At 65.0% G+C, this 16,115-nt stretch carries 8 protein-coding genes, 2 tRNA genes and 10 pseudogenes; 12 read left to right on the top strand and 8 right to left on the bottom strand.

Translation table 11 applies throughout. The features are described 5' to 3' along the window. The first annotated feature begins 36 nt into the window (after positions 1-36). A tRNA-Ser gene (locus tag SHTP_RS25515) sits at positions 37-125 on the top strand. 32 nt (positions 126-157) lie between these two features. Further along, positions 158-230, top strand: a tRNA-Arg gene (locus tag SHTP_RS25510). Positions 231-335: 105 nt separating this feature from the next. Here SHTP_RS25510 and SHTP_RS25505 read toward each other — a convergent pair. Continuing rightward, positions 336-587 (bottom strand): annotated as a pseudogene (locus tag SHTP_RS25505) (phosphotransferase family protein); the annotation flags it as partial. Between the two features lie 143 nt (positions 588-730). Here SHTP_RS25505 and SHTP_RS25500 point away from each other — a divergent pair. Continuing rightward, positions 731-1,933: an ISAs1-like element IS2404/ISMul1 family transposase gene (locus SHTP_RS25500; protein ID WP_420872940.1), complete on the top strand. Its 1,203-nt coding sequence runs from the start codon at positions 731-733 to the stop codon at positions 1,931-1,933. Between the two features lie 15 nt (positions 1,934-1,948). Here SHTP_RS25500 and SHTP_RS25495 read toward each other — a convergent pair. Together SHTP_RS25495 and SHTP_RS25490 are read right to left on the bottom strand one after the other, a co-directional pair. Beyond that, a pseudogene (locus SHTP_RS25495) lies at positions 1,949-2,740 on the bottom strand (phosphotransferase family protein); the annotation flags it as partial. A 5-nt stretch (positions 2,741-2,745) separates the two neighbouring features. Further along, the gene (locus SHTP_RS25490) at positions 2,746-3,093 is read right to left on the bottom strand and encodes a nuclear transport factor 2 family protein (protein WP_015357604.1); all 348 of its coding nucleotides are present in this window, start codon (positions 3,091-3,093) and stop codon (positions 2,746-2,748) included. A gap of 124 nt (positions 3,094-3,217) precedes the next feature. Here SHTP_RS25490 and SHTP_RS25485 point away from each other — a divergent pair, with 124 nt between their 5' ends. The 7 genes and pseudogenes from SHTP_RS25485 to SHTP_RS25450 all read left to right on the top strand — a co-directional run bounded on the left by SHTP_RS25485 (position 3,218) and on the right by SHTP_RS25450 (position 9,941). Then, on the top strand, positions 3,218-4,162 hold the full coding sequence (locus SHTP_RS25485; RefSeq protein ID WP_020785583.1) for a class I SAM-dependent methyltransferase: 945 nt from the start codon (positions 3,218-3,220) through the stop codon (positions 4,160-4,162). 174 nt (positions 4,163-4,336) lie between these two features. After that, positions 4,337-5,817, top strand: a pseudogene (locus SHTP_RS29915) (PE family protein). A gap of 144 nt (positions 5,818-5,961) precedes the next feature. Beyond that, positions 5,962-6,174 (top strand): annotated as a pseudogene (locus SHTP_RS25475) (PE family protein); the annotation flags it as partial. Between the two features lie 141 nt (positions 6,175-6,315). Next, complete coding sequence (locus SHTP_RS25470) at positions 6,316-7,518, top strand: ISAs1-like element IS2404/ISMul1 family transposase (protein WP_420873057.1); 1,203 nt, start codon at positions 6,316-6,318, stop codon at positions 7,516-7,518. A gap of 21 nt (positions 7,519-7,539) precedes the next feature. After that, positions 7,540-7,734: pseudogene (locus SHTP_RS25465) on the top strand (WXG100 family type VII secretion target); the annotation flags it as partial. Positions 7,735-7,966: 232 nt separating this feature from the next. Beyond that, complete coding sequence (locus tag SHTP_RS25455) at positions 7,967-8,254, top strand: WXG100 family type VII secretion target (protein WP_096372159.1); 288 nt, start codon at positions 7,967-7,969, stop codon at positions 8,252-8,254. Between the two features lie 541 nt (positions 8,255-8,795). Beyond that, positions 8,796-9,941, top strand: a complete 1,146-nt coding sequence (locus SHTP_RS25450) for a PPE family protein (RefSeq protein WP_096372158.1) — start codon at positions 8,796-8,798, stop codon at positions 9,939-9,941. Between the two features lie 179 nt (positions 9,942-10,120). Here the strand turns inward: SHTP_RS25450 and SHTP_RS25445 are convergent. The 5 genes and pseudogenes from SHTP_RS25445 to SHTP_RS25430 all read right to left on the bottom strand — a co-directional run. Next, positions 10,121-10,961: pseudogene (locus SHTP_RS25445) on the bottom strand (ISAs1 family transposase). Positions 10,962-11,104: 143 nt separating this feature from the next. Further along, a pseudogene (locus SHTP_RS25440) lies at positions 11,105-11,206 on the bottom strand (WXG100 family type VII secretion target); the annotation flags it as partial. Positions 11,207-11,242: 36 nt separating this feature from the next. Continuing rightward, positions 11,243-11,544: pseudogene (esxB, locus tag SHTP_RS25435) on the bottom strand (type VII secretion system ESX-1 WXG100 family target CFP-10). 103 nt (positions 11,545-11,647) lie between these two features. Beyond that, positions 11,648-11,779: a hypothetical protein gene (locus SHTP_RS29910; RefSeq protein WP_265338857.1), complete on the bottom strand. Its 132-nt coding sequence runs from the start codon at positions 11,777-11,779 to the stop codon at positions 11,648-11,650. Positions 11,780-11,861: 82 nt separating this feature from the next. Next, positions 11,862-14,255, bottom strand: a pseudogene (locus tag SHTP_RS25430) (ATP-binding protein); the annotation flags it as partial. 246 nt (positions 14,256-14,501) lie between these two features. On the opposite strand from SHTP_RS25430, the pseudogene SHTP_RS25425 reads away from it, so the two are divergent. Further along, a pseudogene (locus SHTP_RS25425) lies at positions 14,502-14,813 on the top strand (PE family protein). After that, on the top strand, positions 14,813-16,099 hold the full coding sequence (locus tag SHTP_RS25420; RefSeq protein WP_096372157.1) for a PPE family protein: 1,287 nt from the start codon (positions 14,813-14,815) through the stop codon (positions 16,097-16,099). Before SHTP_RS25425 ends, SHTP_RS25420 begins: the two are co-directional and overlap by 1 nt. The last annotated feature ends 16 nt before the right edge of the window (positions 16,100-16,115 follow it).

The following is a 16,115-nucleotide window of genomic DNA, read 5'->3' as shown; positions in this document are numbered from 1 at the left end:
GGGTTCCCAGCGCCGGGTACCCTCAGGAAGTCCAAAGGAGGCGTGCCAGAGCGGCCGAATGGGGCTCACTGCTAATGAGTTGTCCCCCTTCAAGGGGACCGGAGGTTCAAATCCTCTCGCCTCCGCGCGGTTCCTTCGGGGACACAACTGAACATCGGCGCCCGTAGCTCAACGGATAGAGCATCTGACTACGGATCAGAAGGTTAGGGGTTCGAATCCCTTCGGGCGCGCTTGATGATGTCTGAGGACATCCGAGTTGGCGGGAATCGGCCCGAATCCTCGACGGGGGTTCGGGCTTTTCTGTGTCGGCGCCGCGCCGCCGCCCGGGTTGCGGGCTAGGCGCCGATCAGCCCCAGTGCCCGTTCGAACAGGTGCACTGTGGCGGCATGGAGCTGATCGCCAACTTCTTTCTCGGCCTGGCCCGCGCAGGCGCGTGCCAGCGTGCCCTCGATGACGATGCCCAGCTTGAAGCAGGCCAGCACGGTGTACCAGGTGATGTGAGATAGATCTCGCGTGGTGTTGGCCGCATATCGCTGCAGCAGATCGTCGGTGCTGGCCAACCCGTCCTGGGCGCCCAGGGCGTGGCCCAGGGCTCCGGCGTTGTTGATTAGCAGGCTTGTGAGCTGGGTTGATGATCTTTGGTGCCGCGCTATTGGGGCCGGAGTGTAGGCACGGGCTATCTGGAGAACGATCGAGTTGGTTACTGTTCGTCGTTGGTCTGGAGTTGCCCGTGCCTACCGTTTCAGTATTGCCTGTGTCGTCGGTTCCAGAGGTGTTCGACCGCTGGAGTCCTGGTGAGCGCAGCGGGCTCATCGGATCGGAGTTTCTCGATGTGTTGGCCTCGGTGCCAGACCCGAGGGACCCACGCGGTCGGAGGTATTCGCTGATGGCTTTGTTGGCGATCGCGGTTCTGGCCACTGCCGCGGGGATGCGCGGCTATGCTGGTTTTGCCACATGGGCGGCCACCGCTCCCGATGATGTGTTGGCCCAATTAGGGGTCCGGTTCCGGCGGCCCAGTGAGAAGACCTTCCGCGCTGTTTTGTCTCGGCTAGACCCCGCCGACCTCAACGCCAGGATGGGCAGTTACTTCACTGCACACGTGGCCAGCAGCGACCCCAGTGGATTGGTGCCGATCGCGTTGGACGGCAAGATGCTGCGTGGTGCTTTACGCGCCAAAGCGACAGCCACGCATCTCGTGTCGGTGTTCGCCCACCGTGCCCGATTGGTGCTCGGTCAACTCGCTGTCGCCGAGAAAAGCAATGAAATTCCCTGTGTACGTGCCCTGCTCACGCTGCTGCCGGGTAGCTTGCGGTGGCTGGTCACCGTGGATGCGATGCATACCCAGGTCGTCACCGCGAAGTTGATCTGCGCCACCTTGAAGTCGCACTACCTGATGATCGTCAAGTCCAACCAAGCCAAAATACTTGCGCGTATCACCGCGCTGCCCTGGGCCGAGGTGCCCGCAGCCGCTACCGACGACTCCCGCGGCCACGGCCGTGTCGAGACCCGCACCCTGCAAATCATCACCGCTGCACGAGGAATCGGCTTCCCCTACGCAAAACAAATCATCCGGATCACTCGTGAACGCTTGATCACCGCCACCGACCAGCGCAGCGTGGAGGTGGTCTATGCCATCTGCAGCCTGCCGTTCGAGCACGCCCGCCCTACCGCGATCATGACCTGGATGCGTCAACACTGGGGAATCGAGAACAGCCTGCACTGGATACGCGACGTCACCTTCGACGAAGACCGTCAAAGGGCACATACCGGAAACGGCGCACAGGTCCTAGCAACGCTACGCAACACCGCGATCAATCTGCACCGCCTCAACGGCGCCGACAACATCGCCGAAGCCTGCCGGATCACCGCTTTGACCGCCAACCGCCGCCTAGACCTCCTCAATCCACAATTCCCCAGCTCACAAGCCTGCTAATCAACAACGCCGGAGCCCTGGGGCGTGGCCGAACACGCTGGCCCCGTCGGACTGCCGCCAGGTGGCCAGCAGCCAGCCCAGATCCAGCAGCGGGTCGCCGATGGTGCACATCTCCCAATCGCAGATGGCCACCACCTCCGGCCCGGTGCGGGAGAACATGACATTGGCCATGTGGTAATCGCCGTGCAGGATGCCGGGCGTCCACGCCGTCGGGCGATGGCTGTCCAGCCAGCAGGACACTTCCCCGATGCCGGGGATGTCGGGTCCCGGGTAGCCGTCGTACTGCTGATAGGACTCCAGTTCGGCAAGCCAGCGCGGCACCTGGCGTTCCAGAAATCCCGCCGGCTTGCCGAAGTCGGCGAGACCCACGGCGGCATGGTCGACCGCGCCGAGCTTGGCCAGCGCGTCGGCCATCGACAGGCCCATCTGAAACCGGATGCTCGCGTCCCCGGCGTGCAGCGGCGGCAGCCCTCCACCGGCATTGAAGCCTTCGACGGGTTCCATCAGATAGAAGACCGCATCACCGAGCACCGTGGGGTCCGGGCAGGCGGCGATCAAACGTGGGTGTGGAACGTCGGTGCCGGCCAGCGCCGCAAGCACCTTGATCTCGCGCAGGATCACGCTGTTGCTGCGCGGACGCAGGTGGCGGGGGCCGCGGCGCAGCACGTAGGTGCGTCCGGAGCGGGTGAACCGCAGCATCACGTTCTGTGTTCCACCGGTGACCGCGCAGACGTCGTACAAGGGACCTTCACCCAGTCCCTGCCCGGACATCCATTCCGCGACCGCGTCGGGATCCACCGGGTGCATCGGCGTCAGCCCTTGGCTTGTGGCGTGTATCGAACCGTTTGGGCCCGGATCATGCCGCCGTCGAAGATGAAGGTGTCCACGCCGTCGTCCACGCGGTGGTGCGCGGAATCGGCGGCCCATTCCAGGAACAACAGGTCGCCGTCGAAGACTTGGGATTTCAGGTCCCAGGTGGCCCCGGGCAGGTCGTCGAGCAACTTGACGAACACCTGGCGGATGGCATCCTTGCCGCGCGCGACACCCGCAGCGGTCAGGAGCACGGAGTCGTCGTCGTAGTCGGCGATGATCTCGTCGAGGTCACCGGCGGCGAGCGCGCGGCCGTGGTGGGCGAATACTTCCTGCGGCGTCCGTGTCATGGTGCTCCCTTGCAACCTGTAGACCCTCTGGGAAAAAGCGTAGGACACTCCCGGCGAGCGGCCACGGCCCGCGGCGGCTGTAAGACTGGATGGCTGGAACCCATTTCTGCTTGGGAGGCTGGCAATGCCACGAACCGACAATGATTCCTGGACCATCACCGAGAGCGTCGGAGCCACCGCCTTGGGTGTGGCAGCCGCCCGGGCCGCGGAGACCGAGAGCGAGAACCCCCTCATCGAGGACCCGTTCGCGCGAGTCTTTGTCGACGCCGCCGGCGATGGCATGTGGAGCATGTTCGCCAACCCCGCTTTGCTGGCCGGCGCACCAGAAATCGAGTCACAGGTGGGGGCGCGGGTCCGCCAGATGATCGACTTCATGGCGACGCGGACGGCGTTCTTCGACGAGTTCTTTCTGGGTGCCGCCGACGCCGGTGTGCGGCAGGTGGTGATCCTGGCGTCCGGTCTGGATTCGCGCGCCTGGCGGTTGCCGTGGCCGGACGGCACCGTCGTATACGAGCTTGATCAGCCCAGGGTGCTGGAATTCAAGTCCGCCACATTGCGTCAGCACGGTGCCCGGCCGACGGCGCAACTGATGAATATCCCGATAGATCTGCGCCAAGACTGGCCAGCGGCCTTGTTGGACAGCGGTTTTGACGCGTCTAAGCCGACTGCCTGGTCGGCGGAAGGGCTGGTGCGCTACCTTCCGGCGCGGGCTCAGGATCTGCTGTTCGAGCGCATCGATACGCTCAGCCCCGCCGGAAGCTGGCTGGCAACCAACGTGCCCCAGGAAGGCTTCTTGGATCCCGATCTGGTGCGCCGTCAACACGAGGAAATGCAGCGGATGCGAGCGGCGGCCGGACGACTGGTGGAGATCCAGATGCCGGCCGTCGAAGACCTTTGGTACGCCGAAGAGCGCACCCCGGTCGCGGATTGGCTGGGTGAGCACGGCTGGCGCGCGTCGGCCACGACCTCGGCCGAATTGCTGACCCGCTACGGGCGTCCGGTGCCCGACGATGCCGAAGGACCCGTCCCGCCCACCCTTTTCGTGTCCGCACACCGGCCCGCGGCCTGATTAGCGCACGCCCGAACGCATTTAATGCGCAATTTATCCAAGAGATGAACGACGCTCACGGGTTCGGCTTAGGTTGGAATGGAAATGTAGTCGGTCTAGGGATTTCAACGTAATCGGCTGCGCTTCCGGAATGCCCACGATTGCCGACCACGGATGGAGGCAGCGTTGTCTCAGATGCCGCACATCGCGGTCGCCCCAGATCTTGTCGCTTCGGCCGCGAACCAGCTGGAGCGCATCGGTTCGGCGCTCAGCGCAGCAAATCTGACCGCCGCGGCGCCGACAACGACGGTGATGGCCGCCGGTGCTGACGAAGTGTCCACGGCCGTGGCCGCACTCTTCGGCGGGCACGCCCAGGAGTATCAGGCTTTGGTTGCCCGGGCGGAAGCCTTGCATCAGCAGTTTGTCCAGTTGATGACAACGGGTGCCGAGTCGTACGCGGCGGCCGAGGCGGCGAACACCACCCCCTGCAGGCCGTCGGCCAGGAATTGCTGGCAGCGATCAATGGCCCCACCCAGGCCATCTTCGGGCGTCCGCTGATCGGCGACGGTGCCGCCGGGACGGCGACCGACCCCAACGGTGGCGCCGGAGGGCTGTTGTACGGCAACGGCGGCAATGGCTACTCCGAAACGACGGCCGGAGTAGCGGGGGGCGCCGGTGGCGCTGCCGGGTTGATCGGCAACGGCGGAAGTGGCGGGAACGGTGGAATCGGCGCCGTGGGCGGCGCCGGCGGCAGCGGTGGGTGGTTGTGCGGCAACGGCGGTGTTGGCGGGCAAGGCGGTGCTGGCGCGGCCGCGGTGGACGGCCTTGGCGTTGGCAATGGCGGGAGCGGGGGAGTCGGTGGTGCCGCCGGGCTCTTCGGTTCGGGAGGCGCGGGTGGCTCCGGCGGGGTCGGTGGGCTGAACGCCGGTGCCCAAGGCGTCTTCGATATCAGCGCCGGTGATGGTGGCGCCGGTGGCCATGGCGGCCATGGCGGTCTGCTGTATGGCTCGGGAGGTACCGGTGGACAGGGCGGTGGCGGCGGCGACGGGTTCCTCGCCACAAATGCCGACGGAGCCACCGGTGTGGTCGACTTCATGGGTGGGAGCGCAGCGGCCGGTTCCGCCGGCAACGGCGGGGCGGGCGGTGCCGCCGGACTGTTCGGTGCCGGCGGGGCGGGTGGTGCCGGTGGCATCGGCGGGCTCGCCGGGCCTACCGACAACGGTGATTTCATCATCGCGAGCTCTAGTTCAACAATCACGATCGGTTCCCTATTCGGCACTGGGGGAACCGGTGGCGATGGGGGAATCGGTGGCCACGGCGGATGGCTATTCGGCAACGCCGGCGCCGGTGGGCCAGGGGGATCCGGCGGTGCTGGAACCTACATCAGCCCAAGCGGCCGCCTCACCGTGGTGGAGTTTGCCGGCGGTGCGGGTGGTGGCGGTGGAGCCGGTGGAGGCGCGGGTGTCTTCGGCAATGGCGGGGCCGGCGGCCTCGGCGGGGCCGGCGGGGTAAGCGGCGACCACTCCGGTGGGAACGGTGGTGAGGGCGGCAACGGCGGTGATGCTCAGTTCGCCGGCCACGGCGGAGCCGGGGGCCCAGGGGGTACCGGCGGCGGGGGAACCGCCGATGACGGCGTTGCCGGTTCGAATGGTTCGCCAGGACTGTTTTACGGCTGAGCTGACCGAATACCGACCTTTGGTGAGCCGAGAGTGCGCTTCTATCGTTTTCCAGGCGGCGTATTTGCCAAACTCCAGAATTAGTTCCCGTCGCGTGTTTTAGTCTGCGTTAATTACTCAACGAAGAGCGACGGAGGCCTGCAAATGTCATATCTTTTGGTGGCGCCAGAATTGCTGACGTCGGCGGCGACCGATCTGGAAGGAATCGCCTCGGCGCTGAGCACGGCCAACCTGGCCGCGGCGGTCCCGACCACCGGGATGTTGGCCGCTGGAGCCGATGAGGTCTCGGCGGCTGTGGCGTCGCTGTTCGCCGGCTATGGGCAGGCCTACCAATCGATTAGCTTGCAGGCGAATGCAGGGCTCCGGCGTTGTTGATTAGCAGGCTTGTGAGCTGGGTTGATGATCTTTGGTGCCGCGCTATTGGGGCCGGAGTGTAGGCACGGGCTATCTGGAGAACGATCGAGTTGGTTACTGTTCGTCGTTGGTCTGGAGTTGCCCGTGCCTATCGTTTCAGTATTGCCTGTGTCGTCGGTTCCAGAGGTGTTCGACCGCTGGAGTCCTGGTGAGCGCAGCGAGCTCATCGGATCGGAGTTTCTCGATGTGTTGGCCTCGGTGCCAGACCCGAGGGACCCACGCGGTCGGAGGTATTCGCTGATGGCTTTGTTGGCGATCGCGGTTCTGGCCACTGCCGCGGGGATGCGCGGCTATGCTGGTTTTGCCACATGGGCGGCCACCGCTCCCGATGATGTGTTGGCCCAATTAGGGGTCCGGTTCCGGCGGCCCAGTGAGAAGACCTTCCGCGCTGTTTTGTCTCGGCTAGACCCCGCCGACCTCAACGCCAGGATGGGCAGTTACTTCACTGCACACGTGGCCAGCAGCGACCCCAGTGGATTGGTGCCGATCGCGTTGGACGGCAAGATGCTGCGTGGTGCTTTACGCGCCAAAGCGACAGCCACGCATCTCGTGTCGGTGTTCGCCCACCGTGCCCGATTGGTGCTCGGTCAACTCGCTGTCGCCGAGAAAAGCAATGAAATTCCCTGCGTACGTGCCCTGCTCACGCTGCTGCCGGGTAGCTTGCGGTGGCTGGTCACCGTGGATGCGATGCATACCCAGGTCGTCACCGCGAAGTTGATCTGCGCCACCTTGAAGTCGCACTACCTGATGATCGTCAAGTCCAACCAAGCCAAAATACTTGCGCGTATCACCGCGCTGCCCTGGGCCGAGGTGCCCGCAGCCGCTACCGACGACTCCCGCGGCCACGGCCGTGTCGAGACCCGCACCCTGCAAATCATCACCGCTGCACGAGGAATCGGCTTCCCCTACGCAAAACAAATCATCCGGATCACTCGTGAACGCTTGATCACCGCCATCGACCAGCGCAGCGTGGAGGTGGTCTATGCCATCTGCAGCCTGCCGTTCGAGCACGCCCGCCCTACCGCGATCATGGCCTGGATGCGTCAACACTGGGGAATCGAGAACAGCCTGCACTGGATGCGCGACGTCACCTTCGACGAAGACCGTCAAAGGGCACATACCGGAAACGGCGCACAGGTCCTAGCAACGCTACGCAACACCGCGATCAATCTGCACCGCCTCAACGGCGCCGACAACATCGCCGAAGCCTGCCGGATCACCGCTTTGACCGCCAACCGCCGCCTAGACCTCCTCAATCCACAATTCCCCAGCTCACAAGCCTGCTAATCAACAACGCCGGAGCCCTGGGGCAAGCAGTCGCTGCACAAGCTGGCCGCAGCCTGGGGTGGTAGCGGTTCGGAGGCCTACCAGGGTGTGCAGCAGAAGTGGGACTCCACCGCCCAGGAGCTCAACAACGCGCTGCAGAACCTGGCTCGCACCATCAGCGAGGCCGGTCAGGCAATGTCCTCCACCGAGGGCAACGTCACGGGGATGTTCGGCTAGCCGCACTGGTCGGCGGCGATGGCGACGGACTTGCCGGCCGGTTGGGCGGCAAGTCCTGTCGTCCCTTCTTGGCCGGCAGTGTGATCCGCATTGTGCAGAGAAGAAGGAAATCTCAACGAAGATCTGGACTGCCGCGCAGGGCTACACCGACACCGATGACCACGAAACCGGCTTGCTGTCAAACCAAACGAACTTCTAGTCCCCTGCTGAGCATCAGAAACGGAACAGCGACATGGCAGTACTGCATTACAACTTCGCCGCCATCGAGATCGGGGTTGCCGAAATCCAGGCCGAGGTCATCAAAACCCAAAAGCACCTCCACGACGCCAACCAGGTTCTTTCCACCCTGACCGAGGTGTGGGGCGGCAGCGGCTCTGAGGCCTACCAACAGGTCCAACAGCAATGGGATAGCGCCTCTGCTGACCTCAACGCCGTGCTGCAGGCCCTCGCGCACGCCATCCACCAGTCCAACCAAGAAATGCTGACCACCGAAACAGGCCTCGCGGCCCTGTTCGCCTAGCTCACCAACAGCCAATGACAAACACACGCAGAAGGATCCGCGAATGACGACGCCTCATGGCACGCTGGCCGTCAAGCTCGCAGCATCGAGGCGGCCGAGAATGTCCTGATCAAGATCAGCCCTCCGATTCCTTTCCGCCGTCGGGTCCGCATCCAAACGGGTCAGGCTCCGCTCGAGTTCGGCAAGTCGGTCGCCAGCCAGCCATTCAGCACCGGCCGGCGTGTCGTCACTCGCGAGCCCCGTATCCAGGTGGACCTTCCAGCATGGAAAGCAGCGATGCCGGCCCAGCATTGCGACTAGCCGCTAGATAACGCGCGCCGCAACATGTTTCCCGTACCGCTGGGTTCACCCGGTCGAAACGATGCCCTGGTCGCCGTGACGGTAACCAACCCAGACGCACCGGGTGAATCCCGCCCCCAGCACCGGTAGGCAGCGCCGCCTCGTCAACAAAAACTTCCATTCTTGCCGCAGGCGCATACGATGAGCGGCAAGTTCTTGGCGCATAAGACCTGTGCGCCCCCAGCTAAGGAGCTCGGACACAATGGATTTAGCCATGCTTCCACCAGAGGTCAACTCGGGTCTAATGTACACCGGTCCAGGCGCGGGATCGCTATTGGCGGCTGCAAACAGCTGGGATGAGCTAGCCATCGAGTTGGGCACCACGGCACAGACTTACGAATCGGTGCTATCGGGCCTGACGAGCATGTACTGGGCCGGCCCGGCATCGGAGTCAATGGCAGCCAAAGCGGCTCCCTATGTTTGGTGGCTGCACTCGACCGCGGAACAGACGCGACAGACCGCCACCCAATGCCGAGCGGCAGCGATGGCCTTCGAACAGGCATATGCGATGACGGTTCCGCCGCCGGTGATCCTGGCCAACCGCATGCAGCTGATGTCGCTGGTAGCAACGAATTTCTTCGGCCAGAACACCGCAGCGATCGCTGCCCTCGAAACCCAATACGCCGAGATGTGGGAGCAGGATGCCGCCGCGATGTACGGGTACGCCACGAGCGCGGCGATGGCGGCGCAGTTGGTACCGTTCTCCTCGCCACAGCAGACCGCCAATCCGGCTGGGCTGTCGGCGCAGAGCGCTGCGGTCAATCAAGCCGATGCAACCGCGGCGGCCGCCAACCCGCTGTCGGACCAGATCGCGTTGGTGCAAAAGGGTCTGGCGGCTCTGGCTGGGGCATTCCCGAACTTGCTCCCGGATGACTTCTCCATCCTTGATGGCATTTTCGCCGGATATGCAACGGTGGGTGTTTCGCAGGACTGCGAGTCGATTATCGCCGGCATCATCGGGGCCGAGAGCAACCTGGGCATGTTGGGGGCCGCCTCAGAGAACCCCGCTGAGCTTGCGCCGGGCGATATCGGCATTGGGTCTGTTTTGAGCTCGGCGCCCAGTGTCGGTGGTGCGGTGTCCGGGCCGGGTGCGGTGCTGGTAAGTGTTGGCCGGGCGGGCTCGATCGGTCAATTGTCGGTGCCGGCGAGCTGGGCCGCACCGGCAACTCGCCAGGTGGCAGCACTGTCGAGTGCCGGCTTGACGACGATTCCGGGGACCGAGGAAGTGGCACATGGCATACCGGGGATGCCCGGAATGCCGGTGGGAAGTTCATCGCGCGCCTCGAGTGTGGTGCCCCGCTACGGAGTACGTCTGACGGTGATGGCGCATCCACCAGCGGCAGGGTGACCCGATGCTGCCCGGTCCGCGGCGCTACGGTGCCGATCTCGAGTCGCCCCACCCGGGCGGCCACAGCACCCTCGGGCTTCGGTTGCTTTTGCTGCCGATTTCTGCGACGGATGGTTGTCGCAATATCGTCAGAACCGGTCAGAACGTTCGGGCATGAGTCATGGCTCCGGCGTTGTTGATTAGCAGGCTTGTGAGCTGGGGAATTGTGGATTGAGGAGGTCTAGGCGGCGGTTGGCGGTCAAAGCGGTGATCCGGCAGGCTTCGGCGATGTTGTCGGCGCCGTTGAGGCGGTGCAGATTGATCGCGGTGTTGCGTAGCGTTGCTAGGACCTGTGCGCCGTTTCCGGTATGTGCCCTTTGACGGTCTTCGTCGAAGGTGACGTCGCGTATCCAGTGCAGGCTGTTCTCGATTCCCCAGTGTTGACGCATCCAGGTCATGATCGCGGTAGGGCGGGCGTGCTCGAACGGCAGGCTGCAGATGGCATAGACCACCTTCACGCTGCGCTGGTCGGTGGCGGTGATCAAGCGTTCACGAGTGATCCGGATGATTTGTTTTGCGTAGGGGAAGCCGATTCCTCGTGCAGCGGTGATGATTTGCAGGGTGCGGGTCTCGACACGGCCGTGGCCGCGGGAGTCGTCGGTAGCGGCTGCGGGCACCTCGGCCCAGGGCAGCGCGGTGATACGCGCAAGTATTTTGGCTTGGTTGGACTTGACGATCATCAGGTAGTGCGACTTCAAGGTGGCGCAGATCAACTTCGCGGTGACGACCTGGGTATGCATCGCATCCACGGTGACCAGCCACCGCAAGCTACCCGGCAGCAGCGTGAGCAGGGGTGGCCAGAACCGCGATCGCCAACAAAGCCATCAGCGAATACCTCCGACCGCGTGGGTCCCTCGGGTCTGGCACCGAGGCCAACACATCGAGAAACTCCGATCCGATGAGCCCGCTGCGCTCACCAGGACTCCAGCGGTCGAACACCTCTGGAACCGACGACACAGGCAATACTGAAACGGTAGGCACGGGCAACTCCAGACCAACGACGAACAGTAACCAACTCGATCGTTCTCCAGATAGCCCGTGCCTACACTCCGGCCCCAATAGCGCGGCACCAAAGATCATCAACCCAGCTCACAAGCCTGCTAATCAACAACGCCGGAGCCCTGCTGCTTGCCCTCATCCAGAAGGGAATGAATGCTGCCGACATTTCCCCCGATTGAGCTGGATGCGGCCTCAATGCCGGCGAAATTCCACTGCTGTTCTGTCATGTCGTATTGCTCCGTTTCTTTCTCGTGATAGGGGAATCAGAAGCCCATTTGCGAGGACAGCGCCTGCTGCTGCTCGTCGTCGGCCCGGGAGTACTGGACACCGGCCTGACGGATGTTCGTCGAAATCTCGTCGAGTTCGGCCTTCTGCTTGTTGGCGGTTCCTGGAAACGGACCACCGCAGCCTGAGCGGCGGTACCAGCCGCACCGCGCCACTGGGCCTGCAGCGAACCGGCGGTCGACTCAACCTGGTCGATCTGGGTGTTCAGGTCACCGGAGATCCGCTCGAAATTACCTGCCTCCTGCGCGAGGGTAGCGGCATCGGTCTTCATCTCTGCCATGCTGGACTCTCTATCTCTTTGGGTCTTCTATTTCTCTTCCTCGCCAAGCTGCTGGCAAGTCTTCCGGCCCGGATGGCCGGAAAGTCCTTTCTAGCAACGACTCTCACCAGTCGTCGTCGTCATCCCAGTCGTCGTCGACCTCATCGGGCTCCCGGGTCAGCGTCGCCGACACCGCCGGCCCGGGCCGCGACGATTCACCCGCGCCCGCCGCCCGGCCCAGTCCGGTCCCACCCACCGGGGCCGGCCCCACTGGTTGCCGACGATCCCGCGGCCGCGACGGGGGCCACCGCCGGATCGGCCGGCTTGTCCAGTAGCCCCCCGATGATCAGAGCGCCCATCGTCGGGTCGCCGTCGGCCAGGGCGATCACCCGCTGTGACCAGCGCAGCGCATCCGACCACTCGGCGCACTCACTCTTGGCATAGATCAGCGCGATGGACAACGCGACCGTCAGGGCCGGATCGCCAACCGATTCGATGAGCGTCATGGCCTCGGTCGCCAACTGCGATGCTTCGCGCATTCGTGCATGCTGCAGATGGTCAATCACCAACCCCGCCATCCCGATCGACAGGGACGCCTTGTCCCCCGCGGCGGCACACAGTTCGCGCAATTCCTCGAAACGCGCGCCGGCGACGTCGATGTGGATTCGAAACGCGATGCCGCACAACATGGTGCGCGGGGCAGTCCGCATGGCCGCCCGGTTGGGATCATCGACGGGCAATGCGTCGGCGATCTTGCGGGCTCGCTCCCAGGTGAGGTGGGCGGCCGCGATGTCGCGATTGGTCGCCCACGCGGCGGCGCGCACCTGCCGGCCGTAAGCGGCGTGCGATTCACCGGCGGCCTCGAGGTGTTCGGCGATCAGCGCGGCGTACTGGTCCGCCGATTCCGAAACCCGGGCTTCGATCACCGCGGCGAGCCGCCGGTGCATCTGGGCGCGAGCTGATTTCAATTGCGACTCGTAGGCCACGGTGTGAATCAGCGGATGCCGGAACACGTATTCGGCCGGCTCCGTGAACCGCACCTGGTCAACGAGTTCCGCGCTGATCAGCTCCTCGATCGGCGGTTCGATGCCCAGGCCGATCAGCAGCTCGGTGCTGACGCGAGATCCGATGACGCCCGCGGCGCTGAGAGTCTGCTTGGCGGCCGGGCTGAGCCGGTCGATGCGCGCGCCGATGGTTGCCTGCAGCGTGGCCGGCACGATCGCGTCGTCGGCCTCGGCGGTGCACGCGTAGCTGCCACGCTCCCCCACCAGCACCCGGCGTTCGGCGAGCTCGCGGATGATCTCCTCGGCGAAAAAGGGGTTGCCGGCGGCACGCGTGGCGATGATCTCGGCGATCTGGGCGACGGAGGGATCGGGGCCCAACAGTTCGGCGATCAGCGCCGAGGTTTCGGCATCGCTGAGCGGGCCCAGGGCAATGCTCTGGGCGCCGCGCACGCCCCGCAATGCTCCGCGATAGTCGGGCCGGTAGGTCACCAGCACTATCGAGTGGGTCTGTGGGATCATCGTCAGAAACTCGGCGACCATCGATTCGCTGGCCTCGTCCATCCAGTGCGCATCCTCGATGACGTACACCGCGGGTTGGGCGCGAGCCAGCTGGACCGCGTTGATCAGCGCGGCCAGCCGCCGGCGGCGGGCCTCCGGGGCGATCTTGGGCAGCTCCACCCGGGGGTCGGCGATACCGAGCAGGTCATAGAGCAACAACAGGTCCTGCGGATCACCGTCTGGGACGATCGCCCGTACCCGCACCCGCGCGGTGGCATCGTCGAGCCGGCTCACCTGGGCGGCGGCGCGCAGCAGACGGGTAACCGCCCGAAATGGGATATCGGTCGCGTGCGATTCGCAGAAGGTCGAAAACACCGTAACACCAAGAGTTTTCGCGACCCGAGCGGCTTCCCTGGCCAGCCGGGTCTTGCCGATGCCCGCCCGTCCGACCAGCGTCACCACCGACCCGCGCCCGGCAATGGAACGGTCCAGCATCGTGGTCAGAGTGTCCAACTCCCACTCGCGTCCCACCAACGTCGCCGGGGCGGGACCGCTTTGCCGGTACTGATCAACCACGCCGAGCAGTTGCCACGCCGGCACCGCAGCCTCGACACCCTTGATGTGCACCAGCTGCGGCTCGCCCAGCACGGCGGCGCCCTCGACCAGTCGGGCGGTGGACTCACCGGGCATCACCGTCTCCGGCGCGGCCACCGCCTCCATCCGCTGCGCCAGCCCGACTTGCTCACCAACCGCGGAGTAACCCAGCGCGTCCGTTCCGATTTCGCCGGCCACGACCTGCCCGGAATTGAGGCCCACCCGAAGCTGCAGCACGACACCGTCGCGCCGATCGACCTCGCCGGCAAGGCGCTTGGCCTCATCCTGAACGCCCAGTGCGGCCAAACACGCCCGCAGCGCGTGGTCCTCCAGAGCGGCCGGGGCACCGAATACCGCCATGATCCCGTCACCGGTGAACTTGTCGACCGTGCCGCCATATCGCTGCACCACCACCGCCGCGCGGTTGACCAGCTCGGTCATGATCTCGCGCAACCGCTCGGCACAGAGCGCCGCGGCGATGTCCATCGAATGCACCACATCGGCAAACAGCACCGTCACCTGCTTGTACTCGGCGTGGGTATCGGCGGCGGCGACGGGCGCGCCACATCCGTGGCAGAACCGGGCGTTTTCGAGGGGTTGGGTACCACACGAGCGGCACGCCAGTACGGGCGTCATCGACGCCTCCGTCGGTCCTGACCCAGAGTTTTCGCCTTCCCAGGATAGGTGGCCGGGGGTTGCCGGGGCCCGGTTATTTTTCAGTTGACACGGAGGCGGCGTTTGTCAAGTGGAGCCGCTCCGGTGGCGAGGTCGAGACTTGCCAGGGTCGCGGCCGGCTCCGCATTGTGTTGCCAATAGAAATCGTTGCTATATGCATGCATCGCGGGCTTCCGGGCTCCGATGCGCCGAATAGGAGCCGAAGTGGTGATGTTGCGAGTTATTCCCGAGGGTTTGGCGGGGGCCAGTGCGGCGGTAGCGGCCCTGACGGCTCGATTGGCCGCCGCGCATGCCGTTGCGGCGCCCGCCATTACCGCGGTGATCCCGCCAGCGGCCGATCCGGTGTCGGTGCGCAACGCGGCGGGGTTTAGCGCCGTCGGCGTTGAGCATTCCGCCATGGCCACCGAAGGCATCTAGGAATTGGGCCGCTCCGGGGTCGGCGTGGGTGAGGCCGGTATCAGCTACACCGTTGGAGACGAAGCCGCGGCAGCCGGCTACGGCGCTTTTGGCGGCCTGTGATGACCATGCCGATATGGATCGCCCTGCCGCCGGAGGTGCACTCCGCGCTGCTGTACGCCGGTCCTGGTCCCGGCCCCATCGTGGGCTCGGCGCAATCGTGGCAAGCGCTGGGCGCTAGCTACGCCGAGGAGGCCGCCGAACTCGAAGCGCTGCTGGCCACCGTGCAAGCCGGGCCCTGGCAGGGGCCCAGTGCCGCCAGTTTCGTTGGCGCCTACGGCCCGTATCTGGCGTGGCTGAATGCGGCCAGCGCCGACTGTATGGCGCGGGCCGCAACACACGAGGCCACCGCGGCCGGCTACGTCAGCGCGCTGGCGGCGATGCCGACGTTGGTGGAGCTGGAAGCCAACCACGTCATCCACGGCGTGTTGCTGGCGACGAATTTCTTTGGGATCAACACGATCCCAATCGCGCTCAACGAATCCGACTATGCGCGAATGTGGATTCAAGCCGCGACCACGATGAGCGTCTATGACGCCGCCAGCGCCGCTGCGGTTGCCGCAACACCACACACCAACCACGCCCCGCCCATCCTCAAACCCGGAGCCAGCTCACTCACCAGCCTGCCTCCGCCGCCCAGCCCGCCCTGGTGGAGCATCCTGTGGCAGCTGCTGCAAACCCTGGCCGACATCGTGTCCCAGACGGTGAGCCAGTTGGCCAGCGAGGTGGCCAGTTTCGCCTGGCAGTTCGTCTTCTACCTCGGCCAGATAGTGGTGGCGTACGGGGTCATGCTGCTGGGCTACGCACTTCAAATGACGAAGATCCTGAACCTGCTGATCGCCGACCTGATCGTATTGGCACTGGATCAAGTTCAACTCGTCCTCATGTACCTCTACATCACGTTGCGCGGCACCATTGCGATGGTCACGCTGGTCGCGGATTTTCTCAACAAGGTGCTCACGACGCTGTCGCTGGGAGTCGAGCACGCGATCGCAGCAATAGCGCAGGCGATCCGCGAACTGCTCGGTGGCGCGGCCATGGCGTTTCAGGCGGGCGGAGTTTCGCCGCTTTTGCCCCAAGCGAGCGCCCTGGGCAATGCCCCCACCGGCGCCATCGGTTTGGCACATTCCGGCGTGGCAGCGGCCGCATTACCCAACGCACATTTGGTTTCCGCGGTGCAGCTGTCTTCCAGCGGGTCGATGACGGCGGCGGGATTCGCCGGCACCGCGCCACAGCAATCGATTGCGCAGCCGGTTGGATTGTCCGCGCTAAGCGCCGGCTCATTTGGCGCCGACGCGCCCTTGCCGTTGCTGCCCAGCACGTGGGCTGCGGGCTCGATACCGGTCTGAACTCAGGTCGGCGGGC

This window comes from Mycobacterium ulcerans subsp. shinshuense, assembly GCF_002355775.1.
In the GTDB taxonomy this organism is placed as follows: Bacteria; Actinomycetota; Actinomycetes; order Mycobacteriales; family Mycobacteriaceae; genus Mycobacterium; species Mycobacterium marinum.
This window is presented reverse-complemented; position numbering and strand designations above follow the sequence as displayed.